This window comes from Petrotoga sp. Shatin.DS.tank11.9.2.9.3, assembly GCF_003665005.1.
Lineage (GTDB): Bacteria > Thermotogota > Thermotogae > Petrotogales > Petrotogaceae > Petrotoga > Petrotoga mobilis.
Window position 1 is genome coordinate 266,975 of sequence record NZ_JGVT01000003.1, and the last position, 22,944, is coordinate 289,918.

Genomic DNA, 22,944 nt, shown 5'->3' on the forward strand with positions numbered 1-22,944 from the left:
AATGAATGAAATTCTAAATGTTAAAAATTTAAAAGTGTATTATTATACAAGAAAAGGTGTGGTAAAAGGATTGGACGATGTAAGTTTCTCTCTCAGAGAGGGGGAAACCTTAGGTCTTGTTGGAGAGTCTGGATGTGGTAAAACAACTTTGGGCATGGGTCTTTTGAGAATGCCCAGCCCTCCAGGCAAAATCGTAAGTGGAGAGATTAATATAGATGGTGAAAATATAGTCCCTTTAAAAGAATCTGTTTTACGTAAGAGAGTTAGATGGGAAAAGATTTCTATGGTTTTTCAAGGGGCTATGAATAGTTTGACACCGGTTTACACCATTAAAAAACAGATGATGGAAACCCTTCAAACTCACAGGGAAATGGAAGAAGAAAAGGCTCTGGCTATAATTAAAAAATATTTAAACCAGGTGGGTTTATCAGAGGATATTTTGAAGAGATATCCTCATGAATTATCTGGAGGTATGAAACAACGTGTTGTAATCGCAACGGCGTTGTTTTTAGAGCCTAAAGTAGTTATTGCCGATGAGCCTACTACGGCGTTAGATGTTATCGTTCAAGCTCAAATAATAAATCTTCTGAAAAGGCTAAAAAAGGATCTTAATTTGTCTTTTATCTTTATAACCCATGATTTAGCTACTGAAGCGGAAGTAGCGGACAGGATAATGGTGATGTATGCAGGTAAGATAGCTGAAATAGGAGAAAATCATCATATTTATGGTCCCCAGGGACCAGCACATCCGTATACAAAAGGTTTGCTGGGAGCTACACCTCGTTTACATAAAAAAGTTGAAGAATTAGCCTTTATACCTGGTGTACCACCTGATTTGCTCAATCCACCCAGTGGATGTCGATTCCATGAGCGTTGTCCGGTTGCTTTCGATAGATGTACAGTAGAAGAACCACCTTTAAAAGAAATTGAACCCGGACATTTTGCAGCTTGTTGGAGGTGTTTTGATGAACGATGAAATCATAATGACTGTAAAAAATTTAAAAAAGTGGTTTCCCTTGCGAAGAACCGTTTCAGAAGTGTTTCAAGGGAAACGAAGATGGGTTAGAGCGGTGGATAATGTAAGTTTTGATATAAGAAAGGGAGAAATATTTGGTTTAATTGGAGAATCTGGTTGCGGAAAATCAACTACGGGTAGATTATTAATGAAATTAGAAGAACCAACAGAGGGTCAAATAATATTTAAGGGTGGAGATGTTACTTCTTTGTCTTCCACTGACGAAATTAAGAAGTATAAAGAAGATGTGCAAATGATTTTTCAAGACCCTTACTCTTCGATGAATCCAAGGTTTAGAGTGAGAGATGTTTTGGCGGAACCTTTGATCATTCATAACAAAACCAAAGATCCTAATGAAATTGAAGAGATAGCAAAAAATGTTCTAAATGAAGTAAAATTAACTCCCCCTGAAGAGTTCATGGATAGATATCCTCACATGCTCAGTGGAGGGCAAAGGCAAAGAGTTGCAACGGCAAGAACCTTAGTTCTTTCTCCAGATTTCATAATAGCTGATGAACCAGTTTCTATGATCGATTTATCAACTAGGGCAGAAATTCTCCACATGATGAAAGATGTTCAGCAAGATTTAGGACTAACTTATCTATACATAACTCATGACTTATCAACCGCTAGATACTTTTGCGATAGAATTGCAGTTATGTACCTTGGAAGAATAGTTGAGTTAGGTGATGCTGACGAAATAATTGAAAGACCTTTACATCCATACACCAAAGCTTTGATAGAAGCAGTACCAGAACCTTTACCTGGAAAAGAAAACGTAATAAAAGAATTACCGATAAAAGGAGAGATCCCATCTGCTGCAAATATACCAAAGGGATGTAGATTCCATCCAAGGTGTATTTATGCACAGCCTAAATGTTTTGAGAACGTGGATGATCCAGAGTTGGTAGAAGATTCAAACGGTCACTACGTTGCCTGTTACAGGTACAAAGAGATAGATCAGGAAGTAGAAAAGGTTTGAAAAATCCCCACAAATGTGGGGTTTTTTAATTTTACTGAAAAGATATAAAGGTGGTTACATTTATGTATTGGAGATACGCTTTTAAAAGAATGCTAATGGGGGTTATGATTTATTTTGTTATTATTTTTGTGTATTCTGTACTTTTCAACGTCATGTTTAAACTCCACTATAGCTATTTTTTGGAAGGGCCAATATTACCTGAGATTTTTTCTGATTGGTTCGATACGATCACTTTTAATTACGGTCAATCTATGTCTATAAGATCTTTTAAAGGAGAAACTGACGTCATTAAAATTATCTTAGAAAGAGTACCTAATACCATGCTCCTTTTTACTATGGCTATTATCATAGATATTTTCTTGGGTGTATACTTGGGCATAAAAAAGGCTCAAAAAGCAGGAGGATTTATGGACAAAACAACGTCCATTCTTACAATGATTTTTTATGGTCTTCCCACATGGTGGGTTGGATTGGTAATGATTATGTTTTTTTCTTTCAAATTACCTATATTTCCTTCTGGCGGCATTTTCAGCATCCCACCTCCTGAGGGATTAATAAGAAGATTTGCAGATATTGTGTATCATTTAATTCTACCTTTAACTACGCTTGTTTTTTTTCGTTTTTGGGGTAGAGCATATTTATCAAGAAATATAGTTTTAGCAAATTTGCAGAATGATTTCATAATTTCCGCAAGGGCTAGGGGTATTCCTGAAAGAAAAGTTTTGTTTGGGCACGCTTTAAGAGCTTCTGCTCCACCCATCTTAACAATGTCGGTTTTATCTGTGCTTGATTCTTTTTCTGGGGCATTGATCCTCGAAGGTATATTTAATTGGCCTGGAATGGGGAACCTTTTTTGGGCTGCTATTCAGCAGGATGATATTCCTGTTCTTTTGGGGAATTTGTCTTTTACAACTCTTTTATACATCGGCGGTATAGTGATTTTAGATTTAATATACGGATTTCTTGACCCTAGAATAAAAGTTGGCGGGAAAGAGTGAATAAAATCCCGCCCAGAGTTTAGTTTTGTCTTCCCCTATCCCCATTAGTATACGAGATGAATATCTTTTCAAAATTCACCATTTGCTTTTCTATGCTCACTATTTCTACATTATGTGATTTGAAAAAATCAATAACATCATATAATTCCGAAGTGGAAATTATTGGCAATTTTTAATTGAAAAAACGCCCATTTAGGGCGTATTTTCGGAAATTATTTTATTACTTTCATCCATTCCACACCCCAACTTAGTTGGGGTGGAGAGGGTTTAGCTTTTGACAGAAGCTATATTTTTTTGTGATGTTTTTGGTTCTTTAATTGGTTTTTTTAAATCGATTCCCAAAAATTGACTCATATAGAGATTGTAGTAAAAGCCTTTATTTTTCATGAGTTCTTCGTGATTTCCAGTTTCGACAATGGAACCATGATCCATTACTAAGATCGTGTCGGCATTCCTGATTGTAGATAATCTATGAGCAATTACAAAGCTTGTTCGCCCTTCCATCAATTTTTCCATAGCTTGTTGTATTAATGTTTCTGTACGCGTGTCCACAGAGCTTGTTGCCTCATCCAAGATCAAAATTTTGGGGTCTGCAAGGAAAGCCCTTGCGATGGTTATCAATTGTCTTTGACCTTGTGATAGGTTCGAAGCTTCTTCATCTATTATTGTGTCGTAACCATGGGGTAATGTTCTCACGAAATGATCTACATACGCCGCTTTAGCAGCTTGTATGATCTCTTCATCAGAGGCATCTTCTTTACCGTATGCGATGTTTTCTTTTATCGTGCCTCCAAAAAGCCAGGTATCTTGAAGGACCATACCAAAGTTTTTTCTGAGATCTGATCTTCTCATTTGCCTAATGTCAACACCGTCTAAGGTGATTCTTCCATCTGTAACATCGTAGAATCTCATTAGAAGGTTTACAAGTGTTGTTTTTCCTGCACCTGTTGGTCCAACTATCGCTACATTTTCCCCAGGATGAACAACTAAGTTTAAGCCTTCTATCAAAGGTTTGTTAGGGTCATAACTGAAAGATACATTTTCAAACGCTATTCTTCCTTCTACTTCAGGTAATTCTACAGGATCGACTGGATCAGGAACTTCGTCCTCTTCATCTAAGAATTCAAATACTCTTTCGGCAGAAGCGATAGTTGATTGTAAAATATTTATAATATTAGCAGTTTGAACTATCGGTTGGGTAAACATTCTTGAATACTGGATGAACGCCTGTACATCTCCAAGTGTCATCAGACCGTTTGCTACTCTGAGTCCTCCGATAACACTGACAGCAACGTAGTTAAGATTGTTTAGAAAGGCTATTGCTGGTCTTATTATGCCTGATATGAATTGAGATTTGAAACTTGCTTGGTATAACCTGGTGTTTTCTTTGTCGAATGTTTCTTTAGCTTCTTTTTGTTTGTTGAAAACTTTTACAATGTTATGACCTGAATATGTTTCTTCTACATGACCGTTGAGTTTTCCCGTGCTGTCCCACTGCGTTTCAAATTGTTTCTGAGATTTTTTTACGATGAACATTGTTACAATTAGAGATAAAGGAATCAGCGTCAAGGCTATTAAGGTGAGCAAAGGACTTATCGTTAGCATCATAACGATGACACCGATTATAGTCACAGTAGCTGTTATGATCTGTATTAACGTTTGTTGAAGCGTTCTTCCTATGTTATCAATATCGTTGGTCACTCTACTGAGAATATCACCGTGGGAATGACTGTCAAAATATTTAAGTGGAAGTTTTGCTAGTTTGTTGTCAACTTCTTTTCTGAGCCGATAGATGGATTTTTGAGAGACACCAGCCATCATATATCGCTGTAGCCAATTAAAAAGGGCTGATAATCCATAAATTACCAAGAGGGTTAATAAGATTTGTACGAGTTTGTTATAATCCACTCCCTGGCCTGGAATTATGTTCATTGGCCCAATCATTTCAGCAATTTGATCATTGCCTGAGAGTTTAAGCATTTGTATAGCTTCTTCTTTTGTCATATTTTCAGGCATATTTTTACTTATTATACCTTCGAATAACACATTGGTGGCGTTCCCTATTATCTTAGGGGCTGTTATCATAAAGATTGTAGCAAGAACGGCAAAAGAAACAACGAACAAAATAGGTACTAATTGAGGTTTTAAATATCCAAGTAATCTTTTTAAGGAACCCCAAAAATTTTTTGGTTTTTCCCCAGGAGTTGCTCCTCCTGGCCTTCCCATTCCCATCCCCATAGGTCGATTGGTTGAACTTTTAGAAGTTTTTGTGTTATTGGGACTCATGCGGTTTCCTCCTCTGGTAACTGGGATTTTACAAGCTCTCTATAGACTTCACATGATTGCATAAGTTCTGAATGTTTTCCTTGTCCTTCTATCGTTCCATCGTCGTTTAGAACGATTATTAAGTCTGCATTAAGTATGGTACTTACCCTTTGAGCTACTATTATAACTGTGGAGTTTTTAGTCTCTTCCTTTAGGGCTTCTCGAAGGTTGGCATCGGTTCGATTATCCAAAGCTGAGAAACTATCGTCGAATATATAGATCTTTGGTTTTTTGACAATTGCCCGTGCAATCGATAAACGTTGCCTTTGACCACCGGAGAAGTTCGTTCCTCCTTGATCAACTGGAGCTTGTAGTTTGTCAGGTAATTCTTCTACAAAATCTTTCGCTTGGGCTATTTCTAAAGCATGCCACATTTCTTCTTCCGTTGCATCTTTCTTACCATATGCTAGATTGGAAGCTATCGTTCCACTGAATAGATAAGCTTTTTGAGGTACAAAACCTAGGGAGTCTCTAAGATTTTCCATCGACAGTTCTCTAATATCTACACCGTCGATTTCTATCTTCCCATCGGTAACTTCGTAAAAGCGTGGGATCAAGTTTATAAGAGTGCTTTTACCGCTTCCGGTACTACCTACAATTGCCGTAGTTTTGCCTGGTTTAGCCTCAAAAGAAATGTTTCTTAATACGGGTTTCTCAGCACCTTCGTATTTGAATGTCACATTTTTAAAAGATACAGTACCTTCTTTACTTTTTAAAAGAACAGGATTGTCTGGTTCATTAATTGTAGGTTCAGTTTCTAATACCTCTTTGATACGATCGGCAGATGCTTCTGCACGAGGCCACATGACAAACATCATCATCGCCATCATTATTGATATGAGTATTTCCATTATATAGGTTAAGAAGGCTGTCAAGTTGCCTATTGGCATTGCCCCACTGTCTATTCGCATTGAACCGAACCAGAGAATGCTAACGGTTGAAAGGTTCATGATGAGCATTAGAAGAGGCATACCTAATGCTAATAATCTATTTACTTTTATGGAGGTTTGCGTTAAGTCGTCATTAACTTTATCGAATCTTTTTTCTTCACTTTTTTCTTTCACGAAAGCTCTGATGACGCGTACGCCCATTAATTTTTCTCGCAGAACACGGTTGACGTTATCGAGCTTTACTTGCATGCTTCTAAAAAGTGGGATTGCCTTACGCATTAAGAAGAATACAACCATTCCCATCACTGGAATTATCACTAAAAGGGAAGTAGAAAGGACAACGTCTTGGCGAATAGCCATAATAGCGCCACCTATTGAAATTATAGGTGCAAGGATCATCACATTCAACATTATTAATACCAACATCTGAATTTGGTATACATCATTCGTGTTTCTTGTTATCAACGAGGCGGTTCCAAATTTGTCTATATCGTTTTGAGAGAAACTAAGCACCTTATAGTAAAGATCTCTGCGTAAGTCCTGCGCAAATTTTGCAGAGATTCTTGAGGCAAAAAATGTGGCCCCTACAGCTGCACCAACGAGTAATAGGGAAAATAACAACATCTTTCCTCCGGCTTGTATGATATAATTGAGGTCTCCTTTGGCAACACCGTTGTTGATAATGTCTGCATTTAAGTTTGGTAGGTATAAGTTTGAGACGGCTTGAACGGTGAGTAAAACCAATGTCAAAATTACTTCTTTATAATACTGTTTTAAATATTTGCTTAGTATGGTTCTCATCCTTGATCTTCTCCTTTTTGTAAATGTTTTGATAGGTTGTTGGATATTTTTTTTAGTAACTCGTTAAATGTGTTGAGTTCTTCATCTGATAACCCTTCAAAGCTGTATCTCACCATCTTTGAAAAGGATGTTTTTAAATTTTTTATTTCTTCTTCTCCGGCTTCAGTTAAGTAGATTTGAAGAGTACGCATGTCATTTGGATCGGATTGGCGGAGTATGAGCCCCATTTTTTCCAACCTTTTGAGAATCAACGAAACGGTTGGAGGAGCAACATTCATGAGCTTTGCAAGATGTATTTGACTTATTCCAGGATTTTTCGAAATATGCCATAAGCAAACTCCTTGCCCTGGATAGACATCTTTTTCTGCCATGATCTTAAAATTTAACTGTCTTTGCAGGTTCATTACTTGAAAGAATTGTTGGACAACGTTGATCGTTGATGGATTGAGTTCATCAAAAGGGAAATCTTCTGTGCAAAGTGTTTTGTCTTTCATTTCTTTTCTCCTCTTCTTTTCTCTTATAGTTAGATTGCAGCTTTTAGAAATTCTAAAACTTGGTGTTAGCGCCGGACGTTAAGGGGTAAACCCCTTAAGATCCCCAAATTCGCGTAACATCATTTGCATACGTCATTTGCGAAGCAAATGAGGGTATGGAAATTATTCTAAAACAATTACAAAAAGACGTTTTGCACGAAGCAGCAAAAAACTTTTTGCATAAGGCTGCAAAAATACATCGTTTGCACAATCCAGCAAACGCTCCCCACCCGTGAGGAAAAGAGTCTTTATTAGCGCCCTTTCACCCCGCTCCCCACCCATTTAAGGAAAAGATCTGTAGTTTCAAAGACTGCGTCAATCTTCTATTAGTATGCTAATAATTAACATACTAACTATTAGCGTACTAATAATTAGTATACTATCTTGTTTTGAAATATCAAGTTTTTATTTGAAATTTTGATTAATAGTTTATATCTTTTGAATACATCTCTTAATCTTTTGAGTGAGTTACCTGGCGAAAGGGCGCTAAAAATATTATGAGAAGTGTTGACGAGAAGATAAATTTATAATACTAAACAAATGTATCGTAAGATCAATTAATCCTTAAATAACTCAGATACCATTTTATCAGGAGTTACAAGAAACAAATCGTCAGTTTGAAATTTGATTAGTTCTTGTGTAAAACCAGATTTGGAAAAGAGGATGTATTTTGTTTGCTTGTTTCCAAAATTTACATAGTTACTTCTCAGTTTCAGTGTCTCCAAATCTTTTATTCCCATTTTTTTATTAGTCCACTTGCATTCACCGAAGAGGATGTTGTCGTCGTTATATGCTACTATGTCTATATCATACGATAAGTTTTTTGAATAAGGGACCTTTCCCCAGCTTTTTCCTATATTATTAATGAGAAAACCGGGATAATTGGGTTTTTCTTTTAAAAATTGTATGCAGATATTTTCAAACTGATGGCCAATATGAGTGGGCAGTTGTTGGTATATTTTTTCTAATGCGCTTTTAGGATTGAATTCTATTTCTGAAAGGTATCTACTTAAGAGGTTAAAGTAAAAGTCAAAAAATTCATCGTTTATAGAATATCTTGCGTTTCTACTTTTTCTATCTAATATACTGTTTTCTTTTTTTAAAATCTCATAATTATTGACTAGCTCGTTTAAATATTTTGAGAGAGAAGTAGAAGGGATTTTTGAAATGTCTTCTATCTCCTTGAGAGTTTTGTTGCCTCCCCCGATTGCTTCCAATATTGAAAAATAGGATCTATGTTCAGAACCAAATTCTAAAATTAAAATGTTTTTAGACTCTTCTTTGAAAGGTGAGAAATCGGCGATGAATAACTCGTATATCTTGTTTTTTAAATTATCTTTGTCTTTAAAGCCCCACAAATATTTGGGAACACCACCTACAAGGCTATAGATTTCTAAAGCTTCTTCAGTATCGTAACCAAAGTCGAATAACATCTCTAGTCCGCTTTTTAAATTGAACTTTTTTAGATTAATAAAGTTATTCACTCTTCCAAATAATGGCATTTTTTCTTCCATAAATATTTTTTTAATGAGTCCTGTGTATGAACCCAAAACCGTAAGCTTTGTGTTGTATTTTGTTTCATCCCAAGCATGTTGCAAAGAATAAAGTATATCGCTATTTACCAAAAAGAAATTTTGAAATTCATCAAAAATTATATGATCAAATCTTTCGAAAAGATCTGTAAAAAGGTCGTACCAATTTGTATAAATTGCCTTTGAAACAAGGAGACTCAGCTCTTTTAACAGTGCCTCTTCTCTTTTTACTTCAACAAAAAAATATAAAAAATTGTCACGATTTTCATAGGCTTTTTTAATGAGAAAAGTCTTGCCTATTCTTCTTCTTCCGTATAAAACGGTGAATCTTTTTTCTTCAGAGTTTAGGAATTTGGTAAGAGCTTCTAATTCATTTTTTCTGTCATAAAAGTTCATTTATAGCGCTCCTTTGCCCCGCTCCCCACCCGTGAGGAAAAGGGTCTTTGTTAGTGGCCTTTGGCCAGCTTTCAATTCATCTGATTTTTTTATCATAAAAGTTCATGACATACCACCTTTATATACTGATCCGTAATATACCGGTGAGTATATTACTGATCAGTATATTACTCGTCAGTATATTATATCACAATATAATGATCTATATTCAAATCTATTATATCGAATGCTTTTTTTATTTTGTTGGACCAGTTTAGGTTTATGGGGTGTTCTATTCTTGTGGAGATGACTGTCTCCAAGTTGAGGGTATTGGCTAAGTCATAGTGTTTTTTTAAGTTGGTTAATCCACCAACTTTGGTGATGTCTAAGACGACCCCTGAAGCAATATTTGATACTCTGATTATATCCTCAGGTTGTTCGATGGATTCATCCCAAAATATTGGGTAATTTATGTGGATGTTGCTTAAAGTATTTTCTTTATACTTCGGGGTTGGTTGTTCTAAAGCCATAATTTCAGAGGTTTTTAGAAGTTTTAGAATGAGTCTGATTTCGTGTTGGGAAAATAATCCTCTCAAGTCGATCCACAGTTTTTTATTTTTGATGAGTTTCAACATTTTTTCAAGCTCTGAGAGCAAAGGTTTTTCTAAGAACTCTATCTTTATAATTTCTTCATCTTTCTGCATTTCAGGAAGTAGATCAAAGATATTGGTGTCTTTTTTCCAAAAAATTCTAAAGAGTGATTCTTGTGAGATACTTTTTTTAGTGGGGAAGAGCAATTTTGCAGGATCGTAATTGTATTTGTTTGTTAGGTAGTCAAAAATCGCTAAAAAAACAGCAGCTTTTGAAGAGTTGTCTCTTTTTATTTTTTCATTGAATTTTTCTTCGATGTTAGGTATGTTTTCAATATCATCTTCCATTTCAAATAGATCTCTAATTAATTCCAATATCGCCATGGTAGTTTTAAATGTCTCACCAAAATAGTAATTGGGGGTGGCTGCTCCAACCCCCTGAATACCTTGTTTGTCTATGAATTTAAATATCGCATGCTCTTGCCATTCCGTATTTAGATTTTTTAAGATTGTTCTTTCTTGCCAGTAGTATACGTCTCTTTTTCTTTCTTTCATGAATTTTCAGCCTTCTTAGTATATATTTTGCATGAGTAAAAACCAAAGTAAAGAAACTAATATTGCATAGGTTGGTGATAAGATTAGCTCTTTTATATTCTTTTCTTTTACAAAGATAAGTTTGTATGCCAACCCAGCACCTAGTGCTATAATAGACCAAAGATAGTTTTGAGCCATTATAAAAATGAATATCGCTAACCTTTCCGATGCACCGATTGTGTCTTTTCTTTCTTTTTCGAATAAGTTGAAAGTTCTGAATAAGAAGCTTCCAAAACTTGTTGCTACGATCATTCCTACAATATAGAATTGAAAAATATTGGATAAGAAGGAATCTTGAAAAAAGTTTCTGAATAGGTATGACCAAAGAAAAAAAGCCCCTAAAAATATGATTTCGAAGTAAATGTTGGTGTTTTTGTTTTGTATTCTTAATAAGTCTATACCTATGTGAAGAAGGACAGAAAGTGAAACTATTAAAAGCATCCATCCTGTTAACATATCAAAATTGAAAGCCAAAAAGACCAATAAGACCCAGATTAGATGTTTATAATAACTGGATTTGTCCAAGAATTTATCAGAATAAACGTTGGTAAAGGCAAAATCAGATACAAAATGACTTAGAAAGAGTGTCATTGAAAACATAGTATACCTCCATTAGTATTCCCAATAATTTTTTTCGACGACTTTTAATCGTGAGAAGTCTCCTTTTTTTCTTCCTACTTTCGCACAAGGCCTACCATCGACTTCTACTATATCGGCTGTGAAGTCAACTTTTTGTTTCAGTAACGATGATCCAACACCGTAGAGATCTACGGGAACTTCAAGGGTTTCAAATAAATCAATTTTTTCTTGGTTGAATCCCCCTGAGACCATTATTTTTAAATTGTTCATTCCTAGTTCATCGAATTTTCTCCTCGCCCGCCAGACCATCTCCGGGTTAACTCCTAAAGATGATTTGTCTTTTGGAATAACGGATTTGTCCCTTAAGGATCCGGATGTGTCGAATCTAACTGCCCAAATTTTGTCTTTTCCTTCACCAATTATCTTAGACAAGTCTCCCCTGTCAATATTGGGTTTTTCACCGTATATGTGTTCGTAAAAGTCTTTTGCTACTTTGATGGTGGTTCCGATAACGTCGTTGTCCCAGTCTACTAACACCATTCTATTTACGTGACCATCTATGTATTTGTTGAAAGCTATAGCTGCGTCTGAGGTGTTACCATTGTAAGCGGCAATTAAGGCATGAGGTATTGTTCCTAGAGATTCAACCCCCCAATAATCAGCGTTTGCATCGGTAGATACCCCAAAGGCTCCAGCTTTCAAAGCTGCATAACCGTCGGTTGTTTGAACCCAAAAATGGTCGAATCTTGCACTGAAAAATAAAATCGGTTTTCCTTTGGCAGCATTGACAACTTTCTTTACAGCGGTAGCCGTACTAGAAGCCCTTGCCATTACCCCTAAAAGAAGCGTTTCCAAATACCCAAAATAAACAGGATTACCCTCGATTACGAAAACAGGTTCCATACTCTTCGCTTCGTCTCCATCGTTTAAAGCTAATACTTCTATTTCGTCCCATTTATCTACCCATAAACTGTTTAATAACATTCTTAGGTCCCATTTTTTATTTGTGCAATTTAGAAGTTCTTCTTTGTCCATTCGTGTAGAGGCGTCTTGTATTGCTCTTTCTATGGTTAAAATTTCATCAAAGATCTCTTTTGCCTTTTCTTCATCTTTGTAGTAACCTGTTCCGTAAGTTAAAAGAGCTAGCGCTTCGTCTAGTCCAACTACTACACAGTCTGCCCTTGGGAAGAATTGATAGGTTACATTTACTTTTCTTTTGTCTTTTTTTAGGACTTCTACATACCTTGTGAAATATTTGTCGGTGTAATAGCCCATTCTTATTTTGTCGATGGGTACTTTAAAGAGTTTTGGATGTAATCTTTTATTAGTATCGTTTAAATCCATTTTTTCCACCTTCTGATAAATTTTTTAGCCGTTTTTATATATTCTAAAACTTTGTGTTAGCGCCCCTTCGCCCCGCAGCCCGCCCATAAGGAAAAGGAGCTTTACCCTTCACCCATTTCTCATCTTTCTAAATCAAGTAGATATTTTTTCCACTTGATAGTTGGACTGAATTTTCCTATACTGCCATCACTTTTTATTACCCTGTGGCACGGGATAATTATGGGTAAAGGGTTTTTCTTCATCAAATTTCCTACAGTTCTGTACGCTTTTGGATTTCCTGCCTTTGATGCCAATTCTTTGTAGGTAATTACACTTCCCTTTTTTGTGTTATACAGAGTTTCATAAACCCTTTTTGCAAAAGCTGTTTCACCGGGGAAGTCGAATATTTCTTTTGGGATTTTTTGGAGATCTCCATATAGATATGCATATATTATATCAAAATGTTTCTTTGTTTTCGAGTTGTAATAATTCTCATTTTTATTAGCGCCCCTTCGCCCCGCAGCCCACCCGTCTAAGGAAGGAAAATCTTTATTCTTTTGTCTTGCAGCCGACCCGTTTAAGGAAGGAAAATCTTTATTCTTTTGTCTGGCGGACCACCCGTCTAAGGAAGGAAAATCTTTATTCTTTTGTCTTGCAGCCCACCCTTCTTTTTGAAAGGTTAGCCTTATCTTAGTTATTTTGTCATTTTTGACATAGATTATCACACTACCGATAGGAGTTCCTATTACGGCTTTCATCTTTCCAACTCCTTGAAATCAACGGGAACTATGTACGTAGTTCCTTCCCTCATGGTTATTCCGTAAAAAAGCTCGGCAATTTCCATCACTATTTTATTGTGGGTTATTATCAAAAATTGAGACTTTTTAGAGTTCTCTAATATTAAGTCTGATATTTTGGCAGCGTTTAGGTCATCCAAAGGGGCATCGATTTCATCTAGTATATAAAAAGGACTCGGGTTTAGATTCATGAGTGAGAAGAGAAAAGCTATAGCTATGAGAGCTTTTTCTCCTCCTGAAAAGAGAGAGAGCTTTTGAAAGTTCATCCCAGATTTTTTTACAGATATTTGGATCCCTTTTTCAAACTCTTTGCCCTCACCAATTAACCTGAGTTCACCGTATCCATTTGGAAAAAGTTTTGAGATGAAGAATGAGAATTCTTTGTTCAGATTGTTAAAAAATGTGTTGAATTGTCGTTGAGCTTCTTCGTCTAGATTTTTTATACTTTGTTTAAGAGAATTTATGGATTTCATTATGTCTTCTTTGTTTTTTAGATTTTCTTGGTATTCTTTTTCTACTTCTTCGTATTCGTCTAAAACAGTTAAATCAACCGAACCTAGCTTTTTTAATGAACTTTCCAATTCTTTTTGTTTGTTCCCAAGTGCCTGGATGTCTTTTTCGGGTAATTCTTTTAGCTCGAACTCTTCTTCGTTAATTTCTAAGTTTTGGGCTTTTTCGTTTAGGAATTGTATGTTGTGGTTGGCTTCTTTTATTTCAAATTCAATCTCTTGATTTTTTTGTTTTATTGTATTTATTTCAGTTTTTAACTTGTCTATACGATTTTCATAATTTTCCAAGTCTTTGGCCTTGTCGTATTTGCCTGTCCTACTTTGTTTCATCAGTTCAAATAATTTTGAAATTTCGTTGTTGAGAGAGTCTTTTTCTTTATTGAGTTCGTTTATGGCTTGGTTTATTTTATCGTTCTTTTCTTTTAAGCTATCAAAGGATTCTTTTGTTTTTTGCTGTTTAATTTTTATTTCTTTTAATTCATTTTCAATTGCTGACTTTTGATTTTTGTAGTATTCGTACTTTTCTTTTATGCTCTTTAACTCCATTTCTTGACCTATAAGCTCTTTTTCTACTTGATTGAGTAAGGTTCTTTTTTCTTTGATGGTTTCTTCGATTTGTTGCATTTTCTTAGTCGTTTGAGTAGTATTTTGATGGTTATTTTCGATTTCCATTTTTAATGATTGTATCTCTTGATCAAGGGTTTTGGTTTTTTCTTCATAGTTTGCTAATCTTTCGTTGTAGAAAGTTATACTTTCTTGCAGATTTTTAATTTCTTCCTTTATTTTTTTGTAGTCAAGGTCATGTGCGTTTTTTGTTACTGTTGCTTGCCTTAACTCGTCTTTTGTTGATTCTAATTCTTCTTTTTGAAGATTAAGTTTTTCTTTTACTTTGTTGTATAGGGTTTGTTTGTTTGCAAGGTCTTTTCTGATTTTGTTAAGATCTTCTTCTATTTCAGAGATCTCTCTTTTTCTTTTAAGAACCGTAGAAGAATGATCGTATTTAGATTTTCCTCCGGTTATGGCACCAGAAGAGTAGACTAACTCGCCGCTGAGAGTGACAATATTTCCAGGATACTTCATTTTCGATATTTTTATAGCTGTTTCGATATTATCGACTAACAGTGAGTTAGAGAAAACGTACTCCATAACCTTTCGATATTCTTGAGTGTAGTTTACTAAATTGATTACAAAATCTATGGTGCCGGGTTCTTTTAAGAAGTTTTTTGGTAATCGAACTTCAGTCCTTAATAGATCAAGTGGAAGAAGGGTAATTTTTCCATTATTGCCTTTTTTCACAAGATCCAAATACTCTTTTGCCTTTGACGAATTTTTTATTACTATGTTTTGTATTCTTGAACTGGCTATTGTCGAAACCGCTTCTTCATATTTTTCTTCTGTGTTAATTAAATTGGCAACGACATCCACGACATTATCGTCATCTTTGAAGACTTTGAAAAATTCTTTTATCGTTATTGAGAATCCTTCGTATTCGTTGATCTGCCTGGTTAAAGATTGATATGTGTAAAATAGATTCTTTTCATTTTGTTGAAGAGAGTCAATTTCTGATAAAAGGGTATTGTAAGAGTTTTCCGTGTGTTTTAACTCGTCGAATTTCTTTTTTAATCTTTGTTCTAATTGAATTTCAGTGCCTTTTGTATGAGAGAGTAGTTCTTCTATTTCTTTCATTTTTTGTAAATTGTTTTCTAATTTTGTTTTCAAGGTATTTATTTGATCTTTTAGTAAGTTAATTCTTTCTTGGTTACTGCTGTATGTTGTTTGGAGGTTTTTTAGTTCTGTTTCTTTCCTTTCTTTTTCTTGAGATGCCTTTGATAATACGGATTCTAAGGTTTTGAGCGATTCTTCTTGTTTTTCTATTTCCTGTATAATACTATTCTTTTTTTCGTTTATAAGGTTTGTTTTGTTTTGGGTTTTTTCTTCTATTTCTCTAAAATCTCTTTCGTTTTTAGAGAGTTCTTTTAACTGTTGTTCAAGCTTGTTCATTTTTTCTTCTAAAGAGTTTAATTCCCACTCTTTGCTTATTATTGAAGAGTTGTTCTCATTCAGTTCTTCTGTTAAATGGTTTTTTTCATTTTCTATCGTTTGAACCCTTTGCCTGTAGTTTTCTACCATGTCTCCGTTGATGGATAGTTGTTTGTCAGTATCTTCTATTTCGCTTTTTAAATTTCTATAGCTTCTTTCTACTTCAAAAAGCTCTGATAGCAGAGATTTCATTCTTTGAGAATTTTCTTGTATCTCCTTTTGATATGTTTCTATCTTTTTTAGGAAAGATATTTTAGAAGCACCAAAGTACATCTTTCCTATTCTTTTGATTTCATTACGATATTCAAGGTATTTTTTTGCCCTACCAGCCCTAATGGATAAAGATTTTAATCTTTTATCTACAACGAATAGTAAATCGTTGATTCTGTCTAAATTTTCAGTTGTCTTATTCAATAGATTGATCGATATTTCTTTTTTTTCTAAGTACGTGGCTATGTTTGAAGCATCCAACACGATATCTCTAATATTTTCAGGCGAGGAGTTAACTATTTCACCAATTTGGCCTTGTCCAATAATCGAGTAAAAGCTTTTCCCGGTTCCTTTGTTGAATACATTTTGCACTTCTTTAAGTGTGGCGACTTTGTTGTTTACATAGTACTTGTTGGATTCGTCTTTCTCCAATATTTTTGAGATTTTAATTTTTTCATTGTTGTCGTTTTGTACTACTAGCGAAACTTTTGCATAGTTGGAAGAGTCACTTCCATTGCTTCCTATGTGCAATACATCGTTTTTTTCTGATATTCTCATCTGTTTTTGAGATTGCTCTCCTAATAACCATCTAATCGCGTCTACAATGTTTGATTTCCCCGATCCGTTTGGACCGATTATCGCGATAATATTTTTATCCAAATTAAAATATGTTCTTCTGCCAAAACTTTTAAAACCCTCTATCTCTAGGGATAAGAGTTTCAAGTTTGACTCCCTCCAGCATTTTCAAGGCTTTTAATCTTTTCTTCAACTGTTTTAGTAACCTCTTCAACATCCTTACCTTGTTTTAATGCTCTGTACATGATCCCGATTATCCTCATATCCAGGTACGCGTACCATTTTGGAGATCCTTTAGTAGAACTTTGGTTTCTTAAGAGGTAACTTGGATGAAAAGTTGGGAAGATTTTAATGTCTCCATACCAGTTGAAGAAACGTCCACGCGATTGAGTTATCTTAGATTCACCCGTAAAATAATACAGCGGTGTATTGCCAAGGGTTACGATTATTTTTGGTTTGATAACAATTATTTGCCCATCAAGATAGGATTGACAACTTTTAACCTCTTCTTGTGTGGGAACCCTATTTTGAGGAGGACGACATTTAACTATGTTTGTGATGAAAACATCGTTTCTTTCCAATTTTGCATACTCTTTGAGCATCTTTTCTAAAAGTTGCCCCGCTCTTCCAACGAAAGGTTCTCCCAAAGCATCTTCGTCTGCACCAGGACCTTCACCTACAAACATTATTGGTGAATCAACGTTTCCGGAACCTGGCACAGTATTAGTTCTTGTAAGATTCAAGGGACACTTTTCACATACCTCTATCCTTTTGGCGATCATTTCGATATTCTTTTGTTTTTCCTCGTTGCCGTATAGGAACATTAATATTCCTCCTCACATTAATCCAAATTCAAACCCATCATCACCATATGAGATATTTTTATCGGGTATATAATTGATAAAAAAAGATATTCTGAACGAGGCTAAATCAAACTGGGGTAGTAAGGAAAATTTAGTCTGTACGTTCAACGTCCAGCACACAATTTTTTTCTGTATTTCAAACTCTGTGAAATCCCAGCTTTGATCCTCTATATTATAATCAAAGTTTATTTTTGCAAACTCGCTTTTATCCCTGTTGTTTATGTTGAAGCCTGTTTCAAGAGACTCTGAAATGCGGTAGGTTGTTTCGATTCCAAAAGAGTAATTTGAACTTTTTTCCAAGAAATTTAGGTCTAAGTCGTAGACAGTGTACTCTTCCTTCATGTCAAAATCCCCGTAAATTTTGTTACCTTCATAATAAAAAAGAAAATACGTTAAAACCTCTGGGATCTTTTTGGTGAATGTTTGTTCATGAATATAATACCTATAATCCAATTGTAGCCGATTTCTATTGTACCTCAAAATTTCTCTGTTTTCAATATAATCTACCTTAATCTCTTCTTGATGGCTATAATCAAACTCACTTCTATGTGTTAAAGGGCCAATGACGTTGGTTAGTTTGATGTTTGTTGTATCCGGCTGGATCGTATTGGGATCAGTAGTATCAAACTTGGTCTGTGTTTGTAAGGTATTTTTAGTGTTTAATAGATTTATGTTGGTTTGAGTTTGAAGTTCCATTTCTTGCAAATCTGGGGAATTTTCAGCGTTTCTTAGATCAAAACTTCTGTCTAACTTCGCAGAGTTCGTAAAATTTTTTTCAAAAAGAGAGAAAGAATACCCTACGTAATCGTTGTAATTCAATTCGTCTGTGGCAGAGGGAGTGAGAGAGTTTTCTAAGACCTTTACGTATTCTAATGAGTTACCAAATTCGAAAACACCTAAATCAATTTCTAACCCCGGTTCTAAAGAGTAATCAAAGAGCGATTTTCCAGAAGAGTAATCTTCACCCGGTATAAAATCGTTGTTATAGTTGAAGTGAATTGAATCCTCCATGTTGAATTTTAAATCAAAATTATTTCTATCAATCTCATAAAGGGTATCTTTGTAAGAGAAAGTATTTTTAGTTTCTAATCGATTTTTGGTGGTTTCTGTTGCGACGGTGGTGTAAGCGTAATCAAAATCGCCGTACATTCTGGCGAATGTTTCATAGAAGTTGTACTTTCCTTCAATATCTATTTCACTTTCTTTCGTATCCCATATCTGATCCATAGAAAGGTTGGATATGTCCCCATATGAATGAGAGTTGAGCTTGAGCTTTGATAAAGAGATCAAAGATCTCCCATATTTCTTTTGAAAGGCTTGAGATTCAACGTTTAAAAATAGAATATCATCAAATCCCTTAGAATCCCAATAAATGTGTGAATGTATGTTTTTAAGGTCTCCCAAATTCGTTTCCAATTTTGGGATATTTAACGACAGGGATTTTTCTTTTGTTGCTGGTTGAACTTTTAACTCCAATTTTGCAATTTCACTGACTTCGTTATCTTCGAAAAATTGGTAAGAAACTCCTAAGTTGTTATCGTTGGTATCTGGAGAATTCAGACCTGTAGATAGATACAAGCTTCCATATAGAAAAGGGACACCGTATTTTAGTGTCACTTCTTGATCTGTTTCTTGTGTGATTAGATCGTTGGCCGTGTTGTAAGATAAATGGACCTTCGATCCGTTTTCAAACTTATAATTAATTTCTGTTAGTAGGGAAAATTCGTTGTTATCGTATCCAAACGTGAGAGACATGGGTTCTTCTTCATCTTCTGATAAACTTTGAAAATAGAAAGGTAGGTATAGAACGGGGACCCCGAAAAAACTAAGTACCACATCTCTGGCTATTAAAAAATATCCTGGAAATATGTCGACTTTCCTGGCTGAGAAGTAATAAGTTATACAGTCCTCGCATGTTGTTAATTTCGTCTGGTTTGTTTCTATTATATTTTCTTGCATCGGCTTTTCCATGCTTTCAGACCATATGCGGACATCTATTTCTTTCTCTGCCTTATACTTTTGTATGGTATATGAATTTACAAAGACTGCGGAATCTTCCTCGAAGTTTACGGTTATCTCTGAGGCTTGTATAGAGATATCTTCATATAGATAAGTTATATCTCCAAAGAAAGTCGCTGCTTTAATCGTTCCATCTTGGTTTAATTCACCTTGAGCTGAATCGGCTTTTATCGTGGAACCTTCATACTCTACATAGACGTTACCTTCTAAAAATAACAGATCATCTTTTAAATAAAAATCTTCACTCGTTATATTTACAGGTGCAGAAAAAAAGGAAGAACCAACAAGAATAAACAATATTACAGAAAAGACCCTTTTCAAAGGTTCAAGAAGTTTGTAAGATAATCTTGTATCCAGCATTGAGAATAAAAAAATACCAATAATACCAAATATTATGTTGGGGATCCAAACGGATATCGTTGGATTTATTATATGCTCTTTTCCCAAAGCAGACAACCAAGCCCCAGAACCTTGATAAATTATGACCAGCACAAACGTCGTAATTACGCTCCAAGATTTACTTGTTAGGTTCAAAAACAGAGACAAGGCAATTCCTAGAATACAAATTACTAAGGGAGCCAACGAGTTAGCAAATTTTGACTGGTAAGATACTATTAGGCCGGAGACATCTAGCCCAAGTTTGGAAAAAGTAGTTATTTTTTCTTTTAGTTCTTTTGAGGTCATTTCGTTAGCACTTTTGGAGAAGTTCAGAAATTCTTCGACATCTTCTTGGATATCGAGTTGCAATTGATCAAAAGTAATGTCTAAGTCGAGAAAACCATCTTCGTTGGTTCTAAACATCCTTCCGTTTTTCATATACCAGCCGTCTGGACCTTTTTGAGCTTGCTGAGCGTTAAAAACAGCGGTGTAGTCATTTTTAACCTCGTATAAGAGCACGTCGTATAGAATTCCACTTTCTCTATCTATCTGTTTTACAAATAGGTATCTTCCATCGCCAACATCGACAAATTGGTTTTCTTCGATCTGTGCTTGAGGCCTTTGGTAAACGTACAATGCCATAGCTTCTTTTGCCTTGTAGTTTGATACGGGTACAATGGTGTTGAGGAGTGCAAATGTAAAAAAAGATAACAATAGAGATATAGTCATGAAGGGTATGATTAATTTTTTCATCGGTATTCCCAACGTTTGTAGAGCGATTATTTCGTTTGCAGAGGAGAGTTTTGAAATAACCCAAAATATACCAAACAACACTCCCACAGGAATACCCATGGAGATAAAATACGGTAGGTGATACCAAATCAATATCAGTAGTTTTGAAAATCCCACATTGTTTCTAACGATTATTTCCGAAAGTTGGTAAAGTAACTCCAAGCTCACAAAGACTATAAAAGCAACTAAGCCCATAAAAAATGGTGGTACGAATTCTTTAGAAACGTATTTGAAGAGCTTTTTCATTAGCTTTCTTCTCCCAAGAAATAGAAGAGTTCTAAATCGTTATTTCTACATTTGTACAGTTCTCCTGTCAACGCCCAAATAATATTTTCAGAGATGTTAGTGATAAAATCAGAAAAGTTTGCTAAATTGTTTAAGACTTCTATATGCAGAGAAGCCGATTTAATGGATTCTTTGGACTTGTACAAATACGATTTGTAAGCATCAATGAGCCCTTTCACTTCTTCGTTGAGAGTACAACTTTTCTTGGCTTTTTCAAAAAAACTTTCTTTTACCTGGTCTGTCATCAATTTGGCAGCTTTGATATTGATCAAATCTGATAGTGAGGATAAAACAAGTGAAAGGTTCTCTTTGGTTAATTCCAAACTGTCTTCAAAATTTGTAGCGTTTACAGTAGAAGGGGTTTTGAGTATTTCAATTATCAATTTGGCATTTTTTTCGCATATGTCTCCCATGTTTTCAAATATTTGGACTAATTTTGAGCTCATGAAACAAGCTTTTAAGTAAATGCCTGTGTAATTACCAGAGGACAATAAGATAACGCTTTCATAATTTAGGCTTGCTTCGATGAAATCTAATCTGTCGTCTTGATTTATTATTTCTTTTGCTAATTTATCGTTTCTTTCGAGATAAGCATCCCCAAATTTATAGTACATTTCTTGAACTATTCTACCCATTCTCAAAACATTATTTAAATATCGTGTTAATCGATTCAAACTGATGCTGTTGATTTGGCTAACATTCTCTTTTTTGAACAAATTATTTGCCTCCCAAAATCATTCAAACCTTCTGCCAAACCCTAATTTTTTATCTAACGCATTGAGATAATTGTTGCCATTTCTTTGAGCAAGTTTTATCGTCATCTCACTGGAAGTCACAAATATTGACATCCCTGGTTCCATCCTATGAATGATATCTCCATCCCCGGTTACATATACAAAGCCTTTGCTCATGTTTTTCAAAATGATCTCTATCTTTTGTATTGGAGGAGCTATGAAAGGCCTAATGTTGAGGGCATGGGCGGCTAATGGGATGAGCTGAACAACATTCAATTCGGGGTGAATTATGGGACCTCCAGCAGATAAGGCATACGCAGTGGATCCTGTCGGCGTTGATACAATTAATCCGTCTCCAGCGAATGAGAATAAAGTGTGTTCCTCAATTTTTACATCAACGTTCATAGTACCTAATGGTTGGCTTTTCAATAAGACGATATCGTTTAAAACAACGACTTTTTTGGTGCCTACATGACATTCTAAAAGGTGTCTAAACGAAAAAGAAATGTTATCTTTTTGTATATCCTCGATCAGCTCTTTTATCTCAGAACTGGAATAAGAACTCAAGAACCCCAAATTCCCAGTATTAACAGCTATTACCGGTTTTGAAAATATTGCGGCAATTTCTGCTATTTTCAATACCGTCCCATCGCCCCCAAAAATCACGAAAAAATCGGCTGCTTGGGCTTGTTTTTCCTCCACAGTAGAACCCGCCGCAGCGTAACCAATAACCTCTATATTGCTTTCATTAAAAGGTTTTAATATGTTTTCTTCAAGGTCATCGTTAGAAAGTTTAAGTGGATTGTAAAAGATAAAGATCTTCATAAAAATTACACTCCAATCCTATAACCTAACTCCAATAGAGATTGTACCAAAAATCTATCTAAAAACATCAATATCAAAAAGGCAATCATTGGAGATAGATCTATGTTGCCTATAACTGTGGGTATAAATCTTCTTATTGGATTCAAAATTATATTGGCAACTGAATCAATAAAACCTCGAAGTCTGTTGTATTGGAAGGGCATTATGAAACTTAATAAAGCGGATACAATTATACAAAATTCAAAAAATACTATTACTATTCTTAATATACTTGCTAATGCTATTAAAAGATTTGCTATTACAAACATTTTTTCCTCCTTGTGTTATCGTTAAAAACTCTAAAACTTTGTGTCAGCGCCCCTTCGCCCCGCTCCCCACC

General features: G+C 35.1%; 17 protein-coding genes. 3 read left to right on the top strand and 14 right to left on the bottom strand.

What is annotated here, in order from left to right:
- Position 1: 1 nt before the first annotated feature.
- The 3 genes from BZ25_RS03130 (at position 2) to BZ25_RS03140 (ending at position 2,995) form a co-directional block, all read left to right on the top strand.
- On the top strand, positions 2-976 hold the full coding sequence (locus BZ25_RS03130) for an ABC transporter ATP-binding protein (RefSeq protein WP_121567378.1): 975 nt from the start codon (positions 2-4) through the stop codon (positions 974-976).
- Complete coding sequence (locus BZ25_RS03135; protein ID WP_121567379.1) at positions 966-1,997, top strand: ABC transporter ATP-binding protein; 1,032 nt, start codon at positions 966-968, stop codon at positions 1,995-1,997. Before BZ25_RS03130 ends, BZ25_RS03135 begins: the two co-directional genes overlap by 11 nt.
- 62 nt (positions 1,998-2,059) lie before the next feature.
- Positions 2,060-2,995, top strand: a complete 936-nt coding sequence (locus tag BZ25_RS03140; protein ID WP_121567380.1) for an ABC transporter permease — start codon at positions 2,060-2,062, stop codon at positions 2,993-2,995.
- A gap of 267 nt (positions 2,996-3,262) precedes the next feature.
- Here the strand turns inward: BZ25_RS03140 and BZ25_RS03150 are convergent, their stop codons facing one another.
- From BZ25_RS03150 to BZ25_RS03215, 14 genes are all read right to left on the bottom strand, one after another.
- The gene (locus BZ25_RS03150) at positions 3,263-5,281 is read right to left on the bottom strand and encodes an ABC transporter ATP-binding protein (RefSeq protein WP_121567381.1); all 2,019 of its coding nucleotides are present in this window, start codon (positions 5,279-5,281) and stop codon (positions 3,263-3,265) included.
- On the bottom strand, positions 5,278-7,011 hold the full coding sequence (locus tag BZ25_RS03155) for an ABC transporter ATP-binding protein (protein WP_121567382.1): 1,734 nt from the start codon (positions 7,009-7,011) through the stop codon (positions 5,278-5,280). Before BZ25_RS03155 ends, BZ25_RS03150 begins: the two co-directional genes overlap by 4 nt.
- A complete protein-coding gene (locus tag BZ25_RS03160) occupies positions 7,008-7,505 on the bottom strand; it encodes a MarR family winged helix-turn-helix transcriptional regulator (protein ID WP_103065689.1) in 498 nt (165 codons plus the stop codon). The genes BZ25_RS03155 and BZ25_RS03160 overlap by 4 nt, the downstream gene beginning before the upstream one ends.
- Before the next feature lie 596 nt (positions 7,506-8,101).
- Positions 8,102-9,472, bottom strand: coding sequence for an ATP-binding protein (locus BZ25_RS03165; protein ID WP_121567383.1), 1,371 nt, complete (start codon positions 9,470-9,472; stop codon positions 8,102-8,104).
- Between the two features lie 182 nt (positions 9,473-9,654).
- Complete coding sequence (locus BZ25_RS03170) at positions 9,655-10,596, bottom strand: enolase C-terminal domain-like protein (RefSeq protein ID WP_121515172.1); 942 nt, start codon at positions 10,594-10,596, stop codon at positions 9,655-9,657.
- Positions 10,597-10,611: 15 nt separating this feature from the next.
- Entirely contained in the window at positions 10,612-11,235 is a 624-nt protein-coding gene (locus BZ25_RS03175) for a hypothetical protein (RefSeq protein ID WP_121567384.1), read from the bottom strand.
- 12 nt (positions 11,236-11,247) lie between these two features.
- Positions 11,248-12,558 (bottom strand): nicotinate phosphoribosyltransferase, encoded by a 1,311-nt coding sequence (locus tag BZ25_RS03180; protein ID WP_103065900.1) that lies wholly within the window; start codon positions 12,556-12,558, stop codon positions 11,248-11,250.
- Between the two features lie 119 nt (positions 12,559-12,677).
- On the bottom strand, positions 12,678-13,295 hold the full coding sequence (locus tag BZ25_RS03185; protein WP_121567385.1) for a methylated-DNA--[protein]-cysteine S-methyltransferase: 618 nt from the start codon (positions 13,293-13,295) through the stop codon (positions 12,678-12,680).
- On the bottom strand, positions 13,292-16,816 hold the full coding sequence (gene smc, locus BZ25_RS03190; RefSeq protein ID WP_121567386.1) for a chromosome segregation protein SMC: 3,525 nt from the start codon (positions 16,814-16,816) through the stop codon (positions 13,292-13,294). The genes BZ25_RS03185 and smc overlap by 4 nt, the downstream gene beginning before the upstream one ends.
- Positions 16,813-17,493 (bottom strand): uracil-DNA glycosylase, encoded by a 681-nt coding sequence (locus BZ25_RS03195; RefSeq protein WP_012209154.1) that lies wholly within the window; start codon positions 17,491-17,493, stop codon positions 16,813-16,815. Before BZ25_RS03195 ends, smc begins: the two co-directional genes overlap by 4 nt.
- Before the next feature lie 12 nt (positions 17,494-17,505).
- Positions 17,506-20,967: an LptF/LptG family permease gene (locus BZ25_RS03200; protein ID WP_121567387.1), complete on the bottom strand. Its 3,462-nt coding sequence runs from the start codon at positions 20,965-20,967 to the stop codon at positions 17,506-17,508.
- Positions 20,967-21,722: a PhoU domain-containing protein gene (locus tag BZ25_RS03205; RefSeq protein ID WP_121567388.1), complete on the bottom strand. Its 756-nt coding sequence runs from the start codon at positions 21,720-21,722 to the stop codon at positions 20,967-20,969. Before BZ25_RS03205 ends, BZ25_RS03200 begins: the two co-directional genes overlap by 1 nt.
- An 18-nt stretch (positions 21,723-21,740) precedes the next feature.
- Positions 21,741-22,565, bottom strand: coding sequence for an NAD(+)/NADH kinase (locus BZ25_RS03210; protein ID WP_121515180.1), 825 nt, complete (start codon positions 22,563-22,565; stop codon positions 21,741-21,743).
- Positions 22,566-22,570: 5 nt separating this feature from the next.
- Positions 22,571-22,873 carry a YggT family protein gene (locus BZ25_RS03215; protein WP_121515181.1) on the bottom strand — a complete coding sequence of 101 codons (303 nt, stop codon included), beginning with the start codon at positions 22,871-22,873 and terminating at the stop codon, positions 22,571-22,573.
- Positions 22,874-22,944: the final 71 nt, after the last annotated feature.

What these genes read in the sequence shown, in the direction of transcription:
- BZ25_RS03130 (WP_121567378.1), top strand. Translation starts at nt 2, where the DNA reads ATGAATGAAATTCTAAATGTTAAAAATTTAAAAGTGTATTATTATACA.
- BZ25_RS03135 (WP_121567379.1), top strand. Translation starts at nt 966, where the DNA reads ATGAACGATGAAATCATAATGACTGTAAAAAATTTAAAAAAGTGGTTT.
- BZ25_RS03140 (WP_121567380.1), top strand. Translation starts at nt 2,060, where the DNA reads ATGTATTGGAGATACGCTTTTAAAAGAATGCTAATGGGGGTTATGATT.
- BZ25_RS03150 (WP_121567381.1), bottom strand. Translation starts at nt 5,281, where the DNA reads ATGAGTCCCAATAACACAAAAACTTCTAAAAGTTCAACCAATCGACCT.
- BZ25_RS03155 (WP_121567382.1), bottom strand. Translation starts at nt 7,011, where the DNA reads ATGAGAACCATACTAAGCAAATATTTAAAACAGTATTATAAAGAAGTA.
- BZ25_RS03160 (WP_103065689.1), bottom strand. Translation starts at nt 7,505, where the DNA reads ATGAAAGACAAAACACTTTGCACAGAAGATTTCCCTTTTGATGAACTC.
- BZ25_RS03165 (WP_121567383.1), bottom strand. Translation starts at nt 9,472, where the DNA reads ATGAACTTTTATGACAGAAAAAATGAATTAGAAGCTCTTACCAAATTC.
- BZ25_RS03170 (WP_121515172.1), bottom strand. Translation starts at nt 10,596, where the DNA reads ATGAAAGAAAGAAAAAGAGACGTATACTACTGGCAAGAAAGAACAATC.
- BZ25_RS03175 (WP_121567384.1), bottom strand. Translation starts at nt 11,235, where the DNA reads ATGTTTTCAATGACACTCTTTCTAAGTCATTTTGTATCTGATTTTGCC.
- BZ25_RS03180 (WP_103065900.1), bottom strand. Translation starts at nt 12,558, where the DNA reads ATGGATTTAAACGATACTAATAAAAGATTACATCCAAAACTCTTTAAA.
- BZ25_RS03185 (WP_121567385.1), bottom strand. Translation starts at nt 13,295, where the DNA reads ATGAAAGCCGTAATAGGAACTCCTATCGGTAGTGTGATAATCTATGTC.
- BZ25_RS03195 (WP_012209154.1), bottom strand. Translation starts at nt 17,493, where the DNA reads ATGTTCCTATACGGCAACGAGGAAAAACAAAAGAATATCGAAATGATC.
- BZ25_RS03200 (WP_121567387.1), bottom strand. Translation starts at nt 20,967, where the DNA reads ATGAAAAAGCTCTTCAAATACGTTTCTAAAGAATTCGTACCACCATTT.
- BZ25_RS03210 (WP_121515180.1), bottom strand. Translation starts at nt 22,565, where the DNA reads ATGAAGATCTTTATCTTTTACAATCCACTTAAACTTTCTAACGATGAC.
- BZ25_RS03215 (WP_121515181.1), bottom strand. Translation starts at nt 22,873, where the DNA reads ATGTTTGTAATAGCAAATCTTTTAATAGCATTAGCAAGTATATTAAGA.